Origin of the sequence: Psychrobacillus sp. L4 (assembly GCF_042944905.1) — a bacterium.
In the GTDB taxonomy this organism is placed as follows: domain Bacteria; phylum Bacillota; class Bacilli; order Bacillales_A; family Planococcaceae; genus Psychrobacillus.
In genome coordinates, this window is record NZ_CP168496.1 from 2,656,977 (window position 1) to 2,672,608 (window position 15,632).

Sequence of the window (15,632 nt, forward strand, 5' to 3'; positions counted from 1 at the left end):
GTGCAATGCCTCCCTATCGTCTTGAATGAATACTCATTCATTTTATACATAAAAAAAATAAAACAAATCTCTATATCTATTATTTTAGAACATTATTTAAATTTTCGCAATAATAAAATGATTAATTTAAAGCAATTTTCTTTCTAGTCTTTCTGAAACAGTGTAAAATGAATTAGCAAAGCGGAATGTGCATGAAGACTAAATATGAAATCAATATTGGAGGTATATAATATGAATAAAATTACAACGACAGAACAATTTAATGAAATTATTTCTGGTGACCAAGAGGTATTAGTCAAATTCGAAGCTGGTTGGTGCCCTGATTGCCGAAGAATGGACATGTTTATCGATCCAATCGTGGAAAAATATGATCAATACACTTGGTATGAAGTAAACCGTGACGAACTACCAGAAATCGCAGATAAATATGAAGTAATGGGTATTCCAAGTCTTCTCATTTATAAAAAAGGCGAGAAAAAAGCTCACTTGCATAGCGCAAATGCTAAATCTCCGGAGCAAGTAACAGAATTTTTGGATGCTCAGAACTAATTGTAAAGTAGTAACACTTTGTTCGGAGGAACATCATTATACTCTGCGACGAACTAGCGCAGGAGCATAAACTTTTCTGCGACGAGCTTGCGCAGGAGCATAAACTTTTCTGCGACGAGCTTGCGCAGGAGCAAGTAACAGAATTTCTAGAAGCACAAAACTAATTAAATAGGAAGGCTGTTCCTAATTGGAGCAGTCTTTTCTTTGATTTTTTCATGTTTTATTCGTTATAATAAGAAAAAAACTGGGGTGTCTGCATGTCGCAAGAAAATGAAATTCTAGAACTAAAAGAAAAGATCGCCTATTACGAACGAATCATTAAAACAATGTCTACTCCAATTATTCCATCTATTGTTTCAAAAACAATTATGATCCCTATTGTAGGATATATGTTTAAAGAGCGTTTTGAAAATATTGAGACCCAAACACTTGAATATGTTGGAGAGCATCGAGAAGTCGAAACTGCCGTTTTTGATTTTTCAGCAGTTAGCTTAGAAGATATAGAAACATTTGACTTTAATGATTTAGCTATCTCTATATCTAGATTAAACAGTTCTCTTCGTCTGATGGGTATTCGTTCAATATATGTCGGCTTTAATCCTAGATTTATCCGTGAAATTGTTCATGCCAATATTCATGTGGAGCTTGAAACATATAATAGTTTCAAAGTAGCATTAAATCGTCTTTTAAGTGAAATGAATCAGACTATTTCTTCTAAATAAAAAAAACGCAAACTTCCTTTAAGCTCATCTTGTCTTCACCAATTTCAGAGAGCTTGGGACGAAATATCAGCTACACTATTAACGAGGGTATTTTTGTGGATTGAGAATTGACTGCTTCACTTCACGATCCATTTTTTCGGTAATCTTGTGGCGGATGTTTGTCCGTCACCCTCTTGGAATATGTAGGGACATGATGCATTAGATTTGGTTAATGAAAGAATAAATCCCATCCTATTCTTTTAAAAGCGGACGAAGATGCAATTTCGTCCGCTCCGTGCTTCTTTAGTAATGGATGCTATGTAATTTTGTCTAGCACCACCTACTCTAATCATGCACCAACTGATTCATGTATACTGTGTACGGTAAAACTAAAAAAAATCAAGATCAAACCCTTGAAATTATACTATGAATCCTTACTATTACTGGATTCCTAGCATCCAAGATTCATATACTTTCATAAAAAAAGAGTTCTCCCTAGTGATTCTAGGAAAAACTCTTAGTTCGGACATCCAACACTTATTGCTGATTTTGGAGTTGTCTAGCTAAAATCGTATACCCATTGTCATATAAATAATCGAATTTAGTTGATGGAATATCTTTTACAATTAGATGATCTAGCTCAGCTTCAATTGGTACGTCGCGACGAATAGTTGCTAGCTCTTTAGATAGCTGAAGCATCTGTAAATCTGTTTCAATTTTAGCCTTTTGCCCTGCCTTCAGTAAATGTAGGGACTCAATCACTTTCTCTACGGATCCGTAGGTTTGGACTAATTGCAATGCAGTTTTTGGGCCAATCCCCTTTACTCCAGCATATCCGTCACTGGAATCTCCCATAAACGCTTTTACATCAGGAAATAGTAAAGGTGAAATGCCATACTCCTCTAGAAAACGTCCTTCATTATATACATCATAAATTGTAAATCCTTTTTTTGTAAATGCAATTTCTGTTGATGGGTGAAGAAGCTGAAGTAAATCCTTATCCCCACTTACAATCGTAAACCTCGCATCCTCTTGCCATTTATGTGTAATCGAAGCGATTGTATCATCTGCTTCCATTCCAACAATACCAAAGTTCATCCATCCTAAATGTTCAGACAAGTCTTGAGCCATATCAAATTGAGGAATCAGTTCTTCCGCAGGCTTTGGTCGATTTGCTTTATATCCATCGTACAAATCATTTCTAAAGGTGCGTGCCCCCTTGTCCCAACAAATAGCCATATGGGTTGGTTGCATTAAATTTTGTGCAGCTAATACATGTCTTGCAAAGCCTTGTACAGCATTTGTAGGAATTCCTTTTGCATTTTTAAAGTAGTTCCCAGACATCGCAGTTGCAAAAAACGATCGGAATAACAATGCCATCCCATCTATTACTAATACATGTGGTTTTTCTTGGTTCATGTCAAACACCCTTTATAGTAGATTGTTTATAGTATACCATGGGTAGGCTTGAATCTTAGATAGTGTGGGTATAATAAAATAGAGATTTATAATATGGGGGATCTTTTAAATGAAGATACATAATGGTTCATTATACTGGCCTACTACAATTGCGCAATTCGAGAACAGAACTAATTTTGATAAGCTAGACCTATATGATGTTGTAATTGTTGGAGGAGGAATGTCTGGAGCGTTGACAGCTTTAGCTATAGTAGAGGCTGGGCTAACTGTTGCAATAGTAGATAAAAGACAATTTGGAACCGGTAGCACGAGTGCAAATACGGGGCTTCTTCAATATTCAAATGATATTATGCTGCACGAATTAATCGATCAAATTGGCGAACAAGATGCCGTTCAATTTTATAAACTTTGCTATAAAGCGGTAGATGATTTAGAGAAAATAGTGACTCGACTGCATTTAGATGCTGATTTTATTCGTAGACCAAGCATTTGCTATGCTAGTGATGAAAATGATGTAGAAAAAATTAATGTAGAATATGCCACACTAAAAAAACATGGATTTCCATGTGATTATTATGGACCAAAAGAAATGACAGAGAAATTACCTTTTACGAAACTAGGAGCATTAATTACCTCGGAAGATGCGGAAATAAACCCTTTGAAATTTGTTTTAGGCCTATTACAAAAAGTGGAGGAAAAAGGAGGTCACCTATTTCCATTCGTAGAGGTAGAGGACGTATTTGAGGCCGATAACTTTTTAGATATCCGTACTTCTGAACATTCTTTTCTAGCGAAAAAGATCATTTTTACAACAGGATATGAAACTGTACCAGTAGGGAAAAGAATAGGCGCTGTTATCAATCGCTCCTATGTGTTCGTAAGTAATCCTGTTGAAAATTTTCACGATTGGTACAAACAAGCACTTATTTGGGAAACAAAGCGCCCTTATTTGTATATTCGATCTACCGTAGATAATAGACTAATTGTTGGTGGCTTAGATGAAGAAGAATCTGAGGCTCCTTATTCCCAAGATATAATCCAACAACATGCAGAAAAATTATTAAAACAAGCGCAAGAATTATTCCCAAACTACAAAATTGACATTGAGTACGCCTATGCAGCAACTTTCGGCGAATCGATAGATAATCTACCTTTTATTGGAGAGCACCCAACAAAGCCCAATCACTACTATTTATTAGGATACGGTGGGAACGGAACTGTTTATAGTATGCTGGGGTCGCAAATACTAAGAGATTTGGTTATGGGAAAACGGAATGAAGATGCTGAGATTGTTCAACTGGATCGGAAGTATGGGGTGAAATAAAAAAAACGAAGGGGATGCTTCTTCCCTTCGTTTTTTTTATTAAATAGGTTTTACTACACCAATCAAAAGATAGGATTTTAAACGTTTAGTAGTATTGTAATGAGACTATTTTATTTAAATGGCCAAGATTTCCCTTGGCATCACTTAATTTTTTCATTTTTCATGTATTCGTAGAAGGCCGCGCCGTTATTTTTGGTTGTCCTTTACCGACTGGCTGATGGAGACGGTGGATTTCTTCATTTCGATAGCAATGCACCCAACTCTTCAATTGCGTTTTGTTCCGAATACTCAATTTTCCCATTACTTCCTTTACTGATACCTTAGCCAATCGTTTCTATCTCCTTCATTTTCACTTCAATTGGATAACTGACTCTTGTCCCCTTAGAAAAAACACCTCCGTATTGAATTTAGGTATTGTATACCCGTTTTTCAATGAAAGGTGCTTTTATTTGTCTCATTTATTTAGGTCAGTGCACCTCTTAATTCGAACGTTTCTACAATGTTATTCCTGACTAATTAAACTTCCAAAGAATTTTGCACCAGCTTTAGTCAAATGTCTACAATCTTGACTAATGAATTTACCATCTGGTGTAAAAACGGGAACTTTATAATCATCGTAAAAAACCATTGAAATCAGATCGATATATCTATCCCCCCACTCACTTTTCAACTTCTGATTCTTTTCCAAATAACCCTCTTCCATGATGGTCCGTTGGTCAAAATAACCTTCTGTTTTTCTTTTAGAATAGTGAATTCCATTATTTTTACCGAAATTCTTTGTCCCTACATTCCAAACTTTAGATTCATCAATATCATACTTAGCTTTATATTTATCAAATTTGGCTTTGTCTAATTCAGAGAAAAATATATACTCTGCTTCCTCTAATCTCTCGATATCTAAAGGATCATTAGTAATTTCAGTAGTATAAGTTATTTCAATGCTATCTTTATATTTTGATTCCAATAAGACGTTTACCCAATCTCTTGCAAAACTATTGCCAACTACAAATACCTTTATGTTATCAGTATCAGAAAACTCTCGATCTCGCTCATGTATAGCGTCATTATATTCTGCGTGTATTCCTCTATGAACATTATATTTAACAATCTCTAATTCTGGGACATCTCTAACTACTCCCGCTTGGATATAGATAGCTAACGAAGATACTGTTGTAAACGCAAAACCAATTGACAGTATCCATATTAATTTTGGCGTTTTAATTTTCACTTTATTTCTAAAGGGTTGTTCAACATAATTGTAAGAAATAATCGAAAGCATAAATATTATTAATAACATAATAATTATGTGACTTATATTTATTTCACCTATTAATGTATATCTTGCATATGCTAAAACTAATTGGTGCCATAAATAAAGACTAAAACTTATTTTACCTATACCAACCATTATCCTGTTACTCAAAACTTTATTTTCTTCATTTGCCGACAAAAGTAAGAAAAGAGTAAGAAACACAGTTAAAATAAGTCTAAGATTGTCATTTAACCAATTAATGTCCCAAATAAACAGTACTAATAATAATAGAATACTTAATGGAGTAAGTTTATGTTGGATCAATTTATCTTTGAATAAAAGAGCCCCGATACCACCTATAGCTATTTCAAAAAATCTAAAAGGCAACAAGTAGAACTTAGAAGCATCTCCAAACACAGGTGAGATGAAAAGAACAATGGAAATTAAAGTGAATAAAATAATCGTAGGAAGAACAAATTTTCTGAGTTTTTCTTTTTTACCTAACAATAAGAAAATCAAAGGGTATAACACATAAAATTGTTCTTCAACACCTAAGCTCCATGTATGCATCAATGGTTTATACTCGTTTACCACATCCCAATAATTACCCGTTGTGATATATTGCAAAATATTATTACTAAAAAAATTAGTAGCTACTACCGACTGCACTAAATTCTCAAAATCATCTGGTAACATTACAAAAAAACCAATTACCATTGCGATTATAGTAACTACCAAAACTAATGGAAGTATTCTCCTTACTCTTCTAAGATAAAAATATCTGAGAGAGAACCGATTATTTCTAATATCTCTGTCTATTATTTTAGTTATCAAATAACCACTAATGACAAAGAATATATCAACACCTAAGTAACCGTAGGGTAAATATCCGAAATGAAATATAATAACAGACAGTACAGCAATGGTTCTTAAACCATCAATGTCACTTCTGTATCCACTATCTACTCCAACACTCAACTATTAGCCCATCCTTCCGTTAATAATTACCAGTTACCAAATCACTCATTAGGTTATATATTCTAAATTGAATGTAAACACTTTTTTACCAACTAGTTACTAATCAATATCGTAATAGAATTCCTTGCATTTTGAATAACAGCCTGACCTTTTGCAGTAATTTACTCATAATCCACCATACTAGCCATTGCATTGGGTAGATATGTTTGTAACTCATTTAATTGAGCATCGGTTGCTAATACTCCCCCAAAATCTACACACACCTAAATAGGGTAATAACTCTCTGACTGCTTTAAAATTACTCAACCCGGTATAAATAACGGTTCTTTTTTCATAATTGTATTTCTTGATAAAAGCTACAATAGTTTCACTCACACCATAATTTGCATGATAAATTAAAAATAGAATAGGTTTACGTTTCATTCTTGACACTAAAGGCTTCGAATATTTCATTCGCTTTTTTTAGCGTTTACTAGAAGATAGGTTTTTGAATTTCCGCTCCAATCGATATAATTTATCACAATAGCTCACGCCAGTTTATCCGTTTTTGCTATCAGCTTTCAACCAATAACGTCGAACATGTGCCTTATCCGAGAAGAATTACTGTATGTTATTGTGGATGAATTCTTTGAGTAGGTGGATGCGTCTCCATTCTTCGAAGTGCTCTCGCAAAAGTAGCTGAGTATACATTAAATAGAGCTGACGGATTAAAAGCATTTTTCTATGATGGTCGTATTGAAATTGACAATAATCCAGCTGAAAATGCCATCCGTCGCAATGTTAAAGGTCGAAAAAATTGGATGCTTTCCGTTAGAGAGGCCGGTGCAAAGACAAACGCTATTTGTTTAAGTTTTGCAGAGACAGCCAAGAGTAATGGCATCGATTTCTATGAATATATAAAGAAGCTGCTGACAGATTTACCGAATTTAATATCCATCAAAATCCTGAGATTTTAGATCACTACTTGCCCTGGTCAAAGACCACCTAAGCAACATGTAGCAAACCATAAAATCAGCCGCCTATTCGATTTGAAAAATCGTCATAGACGGCTATTTATCATACGTATCGGAAAGGTCCGCTTATAACAACCCCTAGTACACTTTCTTTATAATTTTTTCAAACCCTATAATGATTTTTCTAATTTTTCAAAGTACTTTTCAAAAGAAAACTCTGACATTCTTTTATTCTGTTCTATGTGCATTTTTTTTATTAATGAATTTTTGTTTTTAAGAATCTCTTTCATACCATGAATTATACTTATAGTGTTATTCGGTACAATTAATCCACATCTATTGTTCAGTAAAATTTCAGTCATACCTCCACAATCTGTAGTGATAATTGGTTTATTTATAACCAATGCTTCTATAACTGAAGAAGAAAGACCCTCCGATCTTGAAGAACAAATATAAGCATCACATAAGTTAATATACTTATAAGGATTCTCTCTATATCCCAATAATAGGATATTGTTTCTCATTTCCATCTGATTTATTTTTTTCATTAATTTATTTCTTTCGGTTCCATCTCCGACAATCAATAACCTTACCTGTGGATATTCTTTAAATACCTCACAGAAAGCATCTATTAATCTATCATATCCTTTTACTTTTTCTAATCTGCCCACAGAAACAAACAAATAATCTTCTTTCTTATAATCTGTTATTTCCTCTTGAGATTTTTTAATTATATGATTTATATCAAAAGGGTTGTGAATTGGAATTGCTTTATTTTTTTCAATATTATACTTATTCAAAAATTTTTTTTGGGTATTAGTTGAAACAAAAATTAATTTATCAAAAGATCTATAACTAGCTTCTTCTTGTTTAAAGTTTTTATATCTTCCAGACGGCCATGCAATACTTTCACAATCTGCATGTATTACCGCTATTTTTTTGCTAGTAATATTATTACATCCACTTATGATTTTTGATGGAATCCCTTCTATTGCTGATATCTCAATATCATATTTTTCTTTGATAAACAATGAATAAAGAAACTTCGGAGTTGCTGACTTCATAAGTTTAAAAAATAACCTATCATATTTTAAATAGCCCTTAAAAATATATTTGTATTTTATATCCTCCTGAAGAAGATGTTTATCTTTTGAACAATCAACAACAGTCATAACCGTAATATCGTACTTTTTTTTATCCATATGGTTAACTATGTCAACCAAAACTTTCTCCGCGCCTCCCCCTCTTAACTGATAAATTAAAAACAGTACCTTTTTCATTAAATTCCACTCCCATTGATAGTTAGTTGAATATATTCTTGTAAATATTCATTAAATTTATCACTTTTATCATATAATTCTCTTGCACGATTTTTACAATGAGTGGAGTAGATTAATTTTCCTTGTTCTTTTACTTTTTCTATTGAATTTATTAGTCCCTTAATATCCCCTTTTTCAACTATAAACCCTGAATTTGTGTCTATACTTTCTACACTACCACCCGTTTCAAATGTAATAACTGGTGTACCGCAAGCTAACGCTTCCAAGTTTACGGTCGGAAAATTATCTTCTAATGTTGGATTAATAAATACATCTGCAGCTGAATATATTTTAGCTAGTTCTTTAATATTATTGGTTTTATTTATCCCCAAGACATTTTTGGGTAATAGTTTTTTTTGTTTTTCTGTTACTCCAACTAATACTATAATTTCATTAGCCTTAATTCGACTTGATAATTCTAAAAAATATTCAAATCCTTTCTTTCTACTCCAAATACTTGCTACGCCTAAAATAATAAATTTTCCTTCAAGATTATTTTTTTCTCTGAAGTTGTTCTTTGTGGATTGAAATACATTAAGGTCAATCCCGTTATTAATTACTTTGACTGGATAATCTCTTAAATATGATTCTTGCACCAAGTTCGCTAACCATTTAGATGGTGTTATAATAGTTAAATTCTTAACTCCATTAAAAATATCTTTTTTCTTAAAATAATTTACTTTCGAATTATCAATAAATGCACTAGCTGGATATGAGTTTTTCTCAGGGCAATCGCTACATCCTGTTTTCCACTTTTTACATCCCGTATAGTCAAAATGAGTACAGTGCCCTGTAAATGCCCAACAATCATGTAGTGTCCAAATGATAGGCTTATTAGCTTTCTTTAGATAATCAAATAACAATTCAATATTAATATAGTACCCATGAATGTTATGAAGATGAATTACATCGGGATTAAACTCTTCTACCTTTTTAATAAATTCCATAGTAGCTTTCTTAGATCCAAATCCATGTTTATCATAAATTCTTGTTAAAGCAACATGCGTATAGTTATCATACTTCGTTCCAATTTTTATTGCTGTGTCGCAATTCTTAGGGTTATCCCTACCATATGATATATAACTTTCATGCCCTTGTTCAATCAAGATATTATGAATGTCCGTTGCTATTCTACCAGTGCTCCCTATCCCACAAACCGAGTTAATTTGTATTACTTTCACTAATTTGTTCCCCACACAACTCTATTTATATAATCTGTATATGACAAGATAATTCTAAGTACTTTATCTGACACATTAGGCATATTATAATCCCGAACATACCTTAGTGTGTCTTTTTCTTGTGATTCCAAAATCTCAAGGCTCTGTAATATTCTTTCTCTCTTCAAACCCACCATCATAACCGATGCTTCTTCCATCGCTTCTGGTCTTTCATGAGCTTGTCTAATATTAAGTGCCCTAAACCCTAAAATAGAAGACTCTTCACTAATCGTTCCACTATCACTTAATACTGCTTTAGCTTTAATTTGAAGTTTTACATAATCATTAAATCCTATAGGTTTGATTGTTTTTACCAATGAATTAAACTTTATGCCTAGAGCATTAATCATATTTCTAGTTCTAGGATGTGTACTTACGATTACAGGCATATTATACTTTTCTGCAATTGAATTCAAACTTTCAACTAAATCTAGGAAATTAGTTTCAGAATTAATATTTTCTTCTCTGTGTGCAGACACTACAAAATACTTTCCTTCTTCAAGGTTTAAAAGCTCCAGTACATCAGCTTTTTCAATATCATCTTTTCTTGAATTGAGTACCTCAAACATTGGACTTCCAGTTTTAATAATCCGATCTGCCGGGAGTCCTTCTCTTAACAAATATTCTCTTGCGATATCACTATAAGTTAAGTTAATATCAGCTGTATGATCGACAATTTTTCTATTTGTTTCTTCTGGTACTCTTTGATCAAAACATCTATTACCCGCTTCCATATGGAAAATTGGAATATGTCTTCTCTTCGCTGCAATCGCACATAAACAGCTATTCGTATCCCCTAGAACTAAAAAGGCCTCTGGTTGAACTTCTTCTAGAATTGGATCAATCTTAATTAGAATGTTTCCTACTGTCTCAATGGCTGTTCCAGTTGCAGCATTCAAAAAATAATCCGGTTTCTTTAAATTAAAATCTTTAAAGAACACTTCATTTAATTCATAATCATAGTTTTGACCAGTATGAACAAGTATATGTTCAATTGCATTTGATTCTTCTAATTTTTTAATTACAGCTGATAATCGTATAATCTCTGGTCTAGTACCGACTACCGTCATAACTTTTAATTTCTTCATAGTTATACCTCCAAGTAGTAAGTATCTGGATTTTCAGGATTAAAACATTCATTTACCCACATAACAGTGACCATATCACTATTACCAATGTTTACAATCGAGTGTGTGTATCCTACAGGAATATCGACCACTTGAAGTTTTTCCCCACTTACGCGGTATTCAATAATATCTGCTGAATGAAATTCTCTAAATCTAATAAGCCCTTCCCCACTAACTACTAGAAACTTTTCATTCTTCGTATGATGCCAGTGGTTACCTTTTGTAATTCCTGGTTTGGACACATTAACTGAGACTTGTCCTCTGTCAGGTGTTCGAAGAAATTCTGTGAAAGAACCACGATTATCTAAATTTATCTTTAGGTCATATAAAAAATTATCTTCTGGTAAAAAGCTTAAATAAGTGCTATAAAGCTTTTTAGTTAAGTCGTCTCCCATATTGGGTACATTTAGCATACTTCTACTTTGTTTGAAACTTTCTATCCGTTCTGCTAAATCACCAAGCTTAATTGAATATGTTTTTTGTATTGTGCAATATTTACTTTGTTGCGTTGGATAACCCTCTAGCGCTTTTACAAACTCTTCTAATACATCATCTATATAGTTAAGAGTAAGTTCAGCTTCTGGATTATTAACCTCAATATCTATATTTCTTGCGATATTATAGCAATATGTGGCCACTACTGTATTATAATTAGGTTTACTCCATTTTCCGAACAAGTTCGGAAGCCTATATACATAAACCTCTGACCCTGTTTCTTTGGAGTAATCAAATATTACATCTTCTCCGGCTTTTTTACTTTTACCATAAGGATTATTTTTTTCCGCTTGAATGGAAGAAGAAATAAGAACAGACGATTTATTATGATGCATCTTTAGAAGTTCTAACAGTTTTGATGTTAACCCCAAGTTGCCTTCCATAAATTCCGCTTCATTTTCCGGTCTGTTAATACCTGCTAAATGAAATACAAATTCACATTCTTTCGTATATTGCTTTAGTTGTTCTAATGAATTTTCTTTAGTAAATAAAAGAAGATCTTCATAACCTCTATGTCTTAACTCAGCAACTAAGTTTTTCCCAACAAATCCAGAAGCTCCTGTTATAAGTATTTTCACTCGTTACTCCAACCTTTCAATTCATTCTGAATATAAGGGAGTAGCAGTAGTTTATCTTTTATTTGTTCAATAGTGAGGCGATACGTATTATGGGAATTGTATTCTTCGTCCGATGAAAGTTTTTTATCTCCATCCTCAAAATATTTATCGTAATTTAAATCCCGATTATCTGCTGGGACTCTATAAAACCCTTCTAAGTCTTCAGCAACAACATGTTCTTCTCTAGTTAATAAAGTTTCAAAGAGTTTTTCTCCATGTCTTGTACCAATAGTCTTTATATCTTTATTAGCATTAAATAATTCATTTACAGCTTGTGCTAAATCAGCAATTGTAGATGCAGGTGATTTTTGTACCATAATATCTCCTGCATTTGCATGTTGAAATGCAAATATTACTAGTTCTACTGCTTCTTCTAGACTCATTAAAAATCGTGTCATTTTTGGATCCGTTACAGTTAAGGCTTTTCCAGCTCTCAATTGTTCCACAAATAATGGGATAACTGATCCACGAGAAGCCATTACATTACCGTATCTTGTTCCACATATTAATGTTTTTTCAGGAGAAACAGTTTTTGCTTTTGCAACTATAACTTTCTCCATCATTGCTTTAGAAATACCCATTGCATTTATTGGATAAGCAGCTTTATCTGTTGAAAGACAAATTACCTTTTTCACTCCATATTCAATGGATGCATTCAATACATTTTCTGTACCAAGTACATTTGTTTTAACTGCTTCCATCGGATAAAATTCACATGATGGGACTTGCTTTAGGGCGGCAGCATGAAATACATAATCTACTTCATTCATTGCGTACTTAACACTAGATAAATCCCTAACATCACCTATATAAAACTTTAATTTGTCGTTATTATATAATTTACGCATATCGTCTTGTTTTTTCTCGTCGCGGGAAAAAATTCGTATTTCTTTTATATCGCTATTTAAGAACCGCTCCATTACAGCATTTCCAAATGATCCAGTCCCACCAGTAATAAGCAACGTTTTATCTTTAAACATAAAGAATCACACCTTTTCTTTATATAATGGTAGTTAAATTAACTCAAAATATTTATCTATATTAATATCTTTAGTATATTTAGTTTCATATAATTTTCTGGCATTATTAGACTCTACTTCAGCTAATGCTGTATTTAAAAAGTATCTATTAATGCCATTCACGAAATCGATTATATTGCCTTGCACAATGTTCTCACCACATTCAAATTCGGCTAAGTCCTTGGCAATATCAGTATCATGACTCATGATCGATAGTACCGGCTTTCCAGCAGCTAAGTATCCATAAGTTTTACTCGGTACTCCAAGACCTTCAATACCTTTTTCCAAGCTAACTAAGCATAAATTGCTTATTGTTAAAACATCTGCATAGTCTTGTCCTTTTAAAAATTCAAAGACTTTAGAATTGTTTATACTACTATTTTTTAAAAAGCTTTCAACGTATTCTGTTTTACTACCATGTCCTGAGAAAATGAAAAATATATCTTCATGATTTTTGAAGTTTAAGATACCTTGTAAAATAGTTTCCATATCTTGAGCTAAGCCCATATTTCCAGAATATAAAACAATGAACTTATATTTTTTTTTAATTTCATTAAATTCATGATTAACTACAAAAGGACTTTGAACAGTATTTTCATTAGTGAACCAATTTGGAATAACTTTTAAGTTTTTTGAGCTCTTAGCAATGTTGTGATTCAATACATAATCTTTCATTTCATTTCCCAATAGAACTATATTAGAAGCATTGGAATAGACACGTTTGTTAATAAAATTCATTAACTTATGAATGATCCCATTCTCTTTTATACTATTAATCTTTAAAGCATTATCTGGATAGACATCGAAAGCAACGAATATAAATTCTGTTCCATAAATCTTTTTTAATAGATAAGTAATTAAAGGCAAAATAGGTGGGTTTGAGTAAACAATGATCTTATTAAATTTTCTTAAGTAAGATAACTTAGTAAGCATAGATAGAAAAAGTGAAAAAAAATTAAAGATACGACCAAATTTCGATTTATTATTGTACCTGGTATATCTAACTCTTTTTATTTTTACTCCTTCCAAATTCTCATGTGCTGGGATTTTTTTAAAATCGTCAGAAATGTACTCTTGGGGATATCCGCAAACTACTCCGACATCCAATCCCCTTTCTTTTAAACCAATTGCAAGTTCAGTAATTAAAGTTGCCGAAGAGACATGTTCTGGATAAAAGAATTGACATAGAATCCCTACATTTTTTTTGATGATAACACCTCATTTTTTTCCCTAAGCAAAAGAAATACTTTCCATAGTTACTTCATTTTTATAATATGCTTGGGCATTGTGTATTATTCAACTTAATGTAAACATAGCTCCGAAGATTGATGAAAATACAAACAGCCGCCTTTGGAATTCTAATATTCCAAAAAGCGGCTAGATAATGCATAATTTTATACCGTCCGAAAGTTCGTAGCTTGAACAGAACTAATTCTGTAATCAGTCATCTATAAATATATTAAATCGACTAAAATTATAAGTGCCTTTGTTAAAGACATTTACATAAGGAGTTATTAGTGAGTCGGTTATTATCACTTTTTTTATTTCAGCCGACTCTTTAGATAAATACATAAAGCATAGAAACAGTATGCCTAATATATATATTAGCCTATTTATGGATAACTTATATAAATACAAAATATTTGCCAGTATAATGATATCCAAGAACTTACCATAGATTCCTAACCTAGCTGCTGTTAATTCTGAGAACTGAAGTAAAAAATACATGATAAAACTTAATATATACATATTTATAATCTTTTTGGATATATCACTTTGTTTACAATATTGATCGTAGTATGTTAAAGCAACAATAAGGAATAGGATTCTGCAAATTCCAGCGAAATCAAATAAATTTAATGTAATTTCGGTGTTAAGATATGGAAAAATTCTGGAATAAAAGGGCAACCAAGTCAATTTACTTATTATAAAACCGGAAGGTATTAATGATAGCGTTATACTAGCTACTGATAATTTTATCAACTTATTTTTATCAATATCTATTCTCGATAAAAAGTATAAAAGAAGTAGTACAATAGCAGATGAGTGTATGAAAGAAAGTAAAATTACAATAAAAACAAATTTTATTGTTTTATTTTTTTCAATACACTCTAGCAAATAAAACAATCCAATAGCTATAGTAGCTCCTTGTCTAATTCCACTAAAAGTCCATGTTAAATAATAAAAACAAAAGAAGAGTAATAAGGAGAGTGTAGGATTATTACTGTATTTATTGCAAATTTTTGACATATACAAAATAGTAATAATGGAATATGCCCCTAAATATTGTTGATAACTTAACCCTATGTTCTTCATAATAGAACCAAGAGCTCGAAAGCCGGCTTCTTGGTTATCTAATCCAAATCTTATCTCATCTAAAATAGATGGATTCAACCTTAAGTATAGATATTCATAAGCAAAAAAATCTAATCCAATACCATATCTTAAGACAGCTAGTAAAACTAAAATTATCGAAAAAATCCAGAATAATATCTTTTTGTTAAATAACTGAAAAATAAATCCTATTAATAACACCGTGTAATACATAAATTGACTCCCTTTACGAAATACACTTTAAAAGAAGTATATGAAATATAGAAAAAGTAATTACCACTATATACTCATGACAACAAAAATGTTCCTTAGTCTAACAGTGGTA

14 protein-coding genes are annotated in these 15,632 nt (G+C 32.1%); 4 read left to right on the forward strand and 10 right to left on the reverse strand.

What is annotated here, in order from left to right; genetic code table 11:
* Positions 1-231: 231 nt before the first annotated feature.
* Together ACEPXG_RS12830 and ACEPXG_RS12835 are read left to right on the forward strand one after the other, a co-directional pair.
* On the forward strand, positions 232-549 hold the full coding sequence (locus ACEPXG_RS12830; protein WP_151700750.1) for a thioredoxin family protein: 318 nt from the start codon (positions 232-234) through the stop codon (positions 547-549).
* Positions 550-806: 257 nt separating this feature from the next.
* A complete protein-coding gene (locus tag ACEPXG_RS12835; RefSeq protein WP_391202978.1) occupies positions 807-1,271 on the forward strand; it encodes an STAS domain-containing protein in 465 nt (154 codons plus the stop codon).
* 516 nt (positions 1,272-1,787) lie between these two features.
* Here ACEPXG_RS12835 and ACEPXG_RS12840 read toward each other — a convergent pair.
* Positions 1,788-2,669: a 5'-3' exonuclease gene (locus ACEPXG_RS12840; RefSeq protein WP_391202981.1), complete on the reverse strand. Its 882-nt coding sequence runs from the start codon at positions 2,667-2,669 to the stop codon at positions 1,788-1,790.
* Between the two features lie 109 nt (positions 2,670-2,778).
* Here ACEPXG_RS12840 and ACEPXG_RS12845 point away from each other — a divergent pair, with 109 nt between their 5' ends.
* A complete protein-coding gene (locus ACEPXG_RS12845) occupies positions 2,779-3,993 on the forward strand; it encodes an NAD(P)/FAD-dependent oxidoreductase (RefSeq protein WP_391202984.1) in 1,215 nt (404 codons plus the stop codon).
* Between the two features lie 160 nt (positions 3,994-4,153).
* On the opposite strand, the gene ACEPXG_RS12850 is transcribed toward ACEPXG_RS12845, so the two are convergent.
* On the reverse strand, positions 4,154-4,321 hold the full coding sequence (locus ACEPXG_RS12850) for a hypothetical protein (protein ID WP_391202987.1): 168 nt from the start codon (positions 4,319-4,321) through the stop codon (positions 4,154-4,156).
* Positions 4,322-4,495: 174 nt separating this feature from the next.
* Complete coding sequence (locus ACEPXG_RS12855; RefSeq protein ID WP_391202990.1) at positions 4,496-6,223, reverse strand: acyltransferase family protein; 1,728 nt, start codon at positions 6,221-6,223, stop codon at positions 4,496-4,498.
* Between the two features lie 650 nt (positions 6,224-6,873).
* On the opposite strand from ACEPXG_RS12855, the gene ACEPXG_RS12860 reads away from it, so the two are divergent.
* Entirely contained in the window at positions 6,874-7,179 is a 306-nt protein-coding gene (locus tag ACEPXG_RS12860; RefSeq protein WP_391209896.1) for an IS66 family transposase, read from the forward strand.
* A 167-nt stretch (positions 7,180-7,346) separates the two neighbouring features.
* Here ACEPXG_RS12860 and ACEPXG_RS12865 read toward each other — a convergent pair whose 3' ends face one another.
* The 7 genes from ACEPXG_RS12865 to ACEPXG_RS12895 form a co-directional block, all read right to left on the reverse strand.
* Positions 7,347-8,456 (reverse strand): glycosyltransferase, encoded by a 1,110-nt coding sequence (locus ACEPXG_RS12865; RefSeq protein WP_391202993.1) that lies wholly within the window; start codon positions 8,454-8,456, stop codon positions 7,347-7,349.
* On the reverse strand, positions 8,456-9,676 hold the full coding sequence (locus tag ACEPXG_RS12870) for a glycosyltransferase (RefSeq protein ID WP_391202996.1): 1,221 nt from the start codon (positions 9,674-9,676) through the stop codon (positions 8,456-8,458). The genes ACEPXG_RS12865 and ACEPXG_RS12870 overlap by 1 nt, the downstream gene beginning before the upstream one ends.
* Positions 9,676-10,803, reverse strand: coding sequence for a non-hydrolyzing UDP-N-acetylglucosamine 2-epimerase (gene wecB, locus ACEPXG_RS12875; RefSeq protein WP_391202999.1), 1,128 nt, complete (start codon positions 10,801-10,803; stop codon positions 9,676-9,678). The genes ACEPXG_RS12870 and wecB overlap by 1 nt, the downstream gene beginning before the upstream one ends.
* Before the next feature lie 2 nt (positions 10,804-10,805).
* Complete coding sequence (locus ACEPXG_RS12880; protein ID WP_391203002.1) at positions 10,806-11,915, reverse strand: NAD-dependent epimerase/dehydratase family protein; 1,110 nt, start codon at positions 11,913-11,915, stop codon at positions 10,806-10,808.
* Positions 11,912-12,934 (reverse strand): polysaccharide biosynthesis protein, encoded by a 1,023-nt coding sequence (locus tag ACEPXG_RS12885; protein WP_391203005.1) that lies wholly within the window; start codon positions 12,932-12,934, stop codon positions 11,912-11,914. The genes ACEPXG_RS12880 and ACEPXG_RS12885 overlap by 4 nt, the downstream gene beginning before the upstream one ends.
* 33 nt (positions 12,935-12,967) lie before the next feature.
* The gene (locus ACEPXG_RS12890; protein WP_391203008.1) at positions 12,968-14,080 is read right to left on the reverse strand and encodes a glycosyltransferase family 4 protein; all 1,113 of its coding nucleotides are present in this window, start codon (positions 14,078-14,080) and stop codon (positions 12,968-12,970) included.
* Between the two features lie 333 nt (positions 14,081-14,413).
* Entirely contained in the window at positions 14,414-15,520 is a 1,107-nt protein-coding gene (locus tag ACEPXG_RS12895; RefSeq protein ID WP_391203011.1) for an EpsG family protein, read from the reverse strand.
* Positions 15,521-15,632 lie beyond the last annotated feature (112 nt).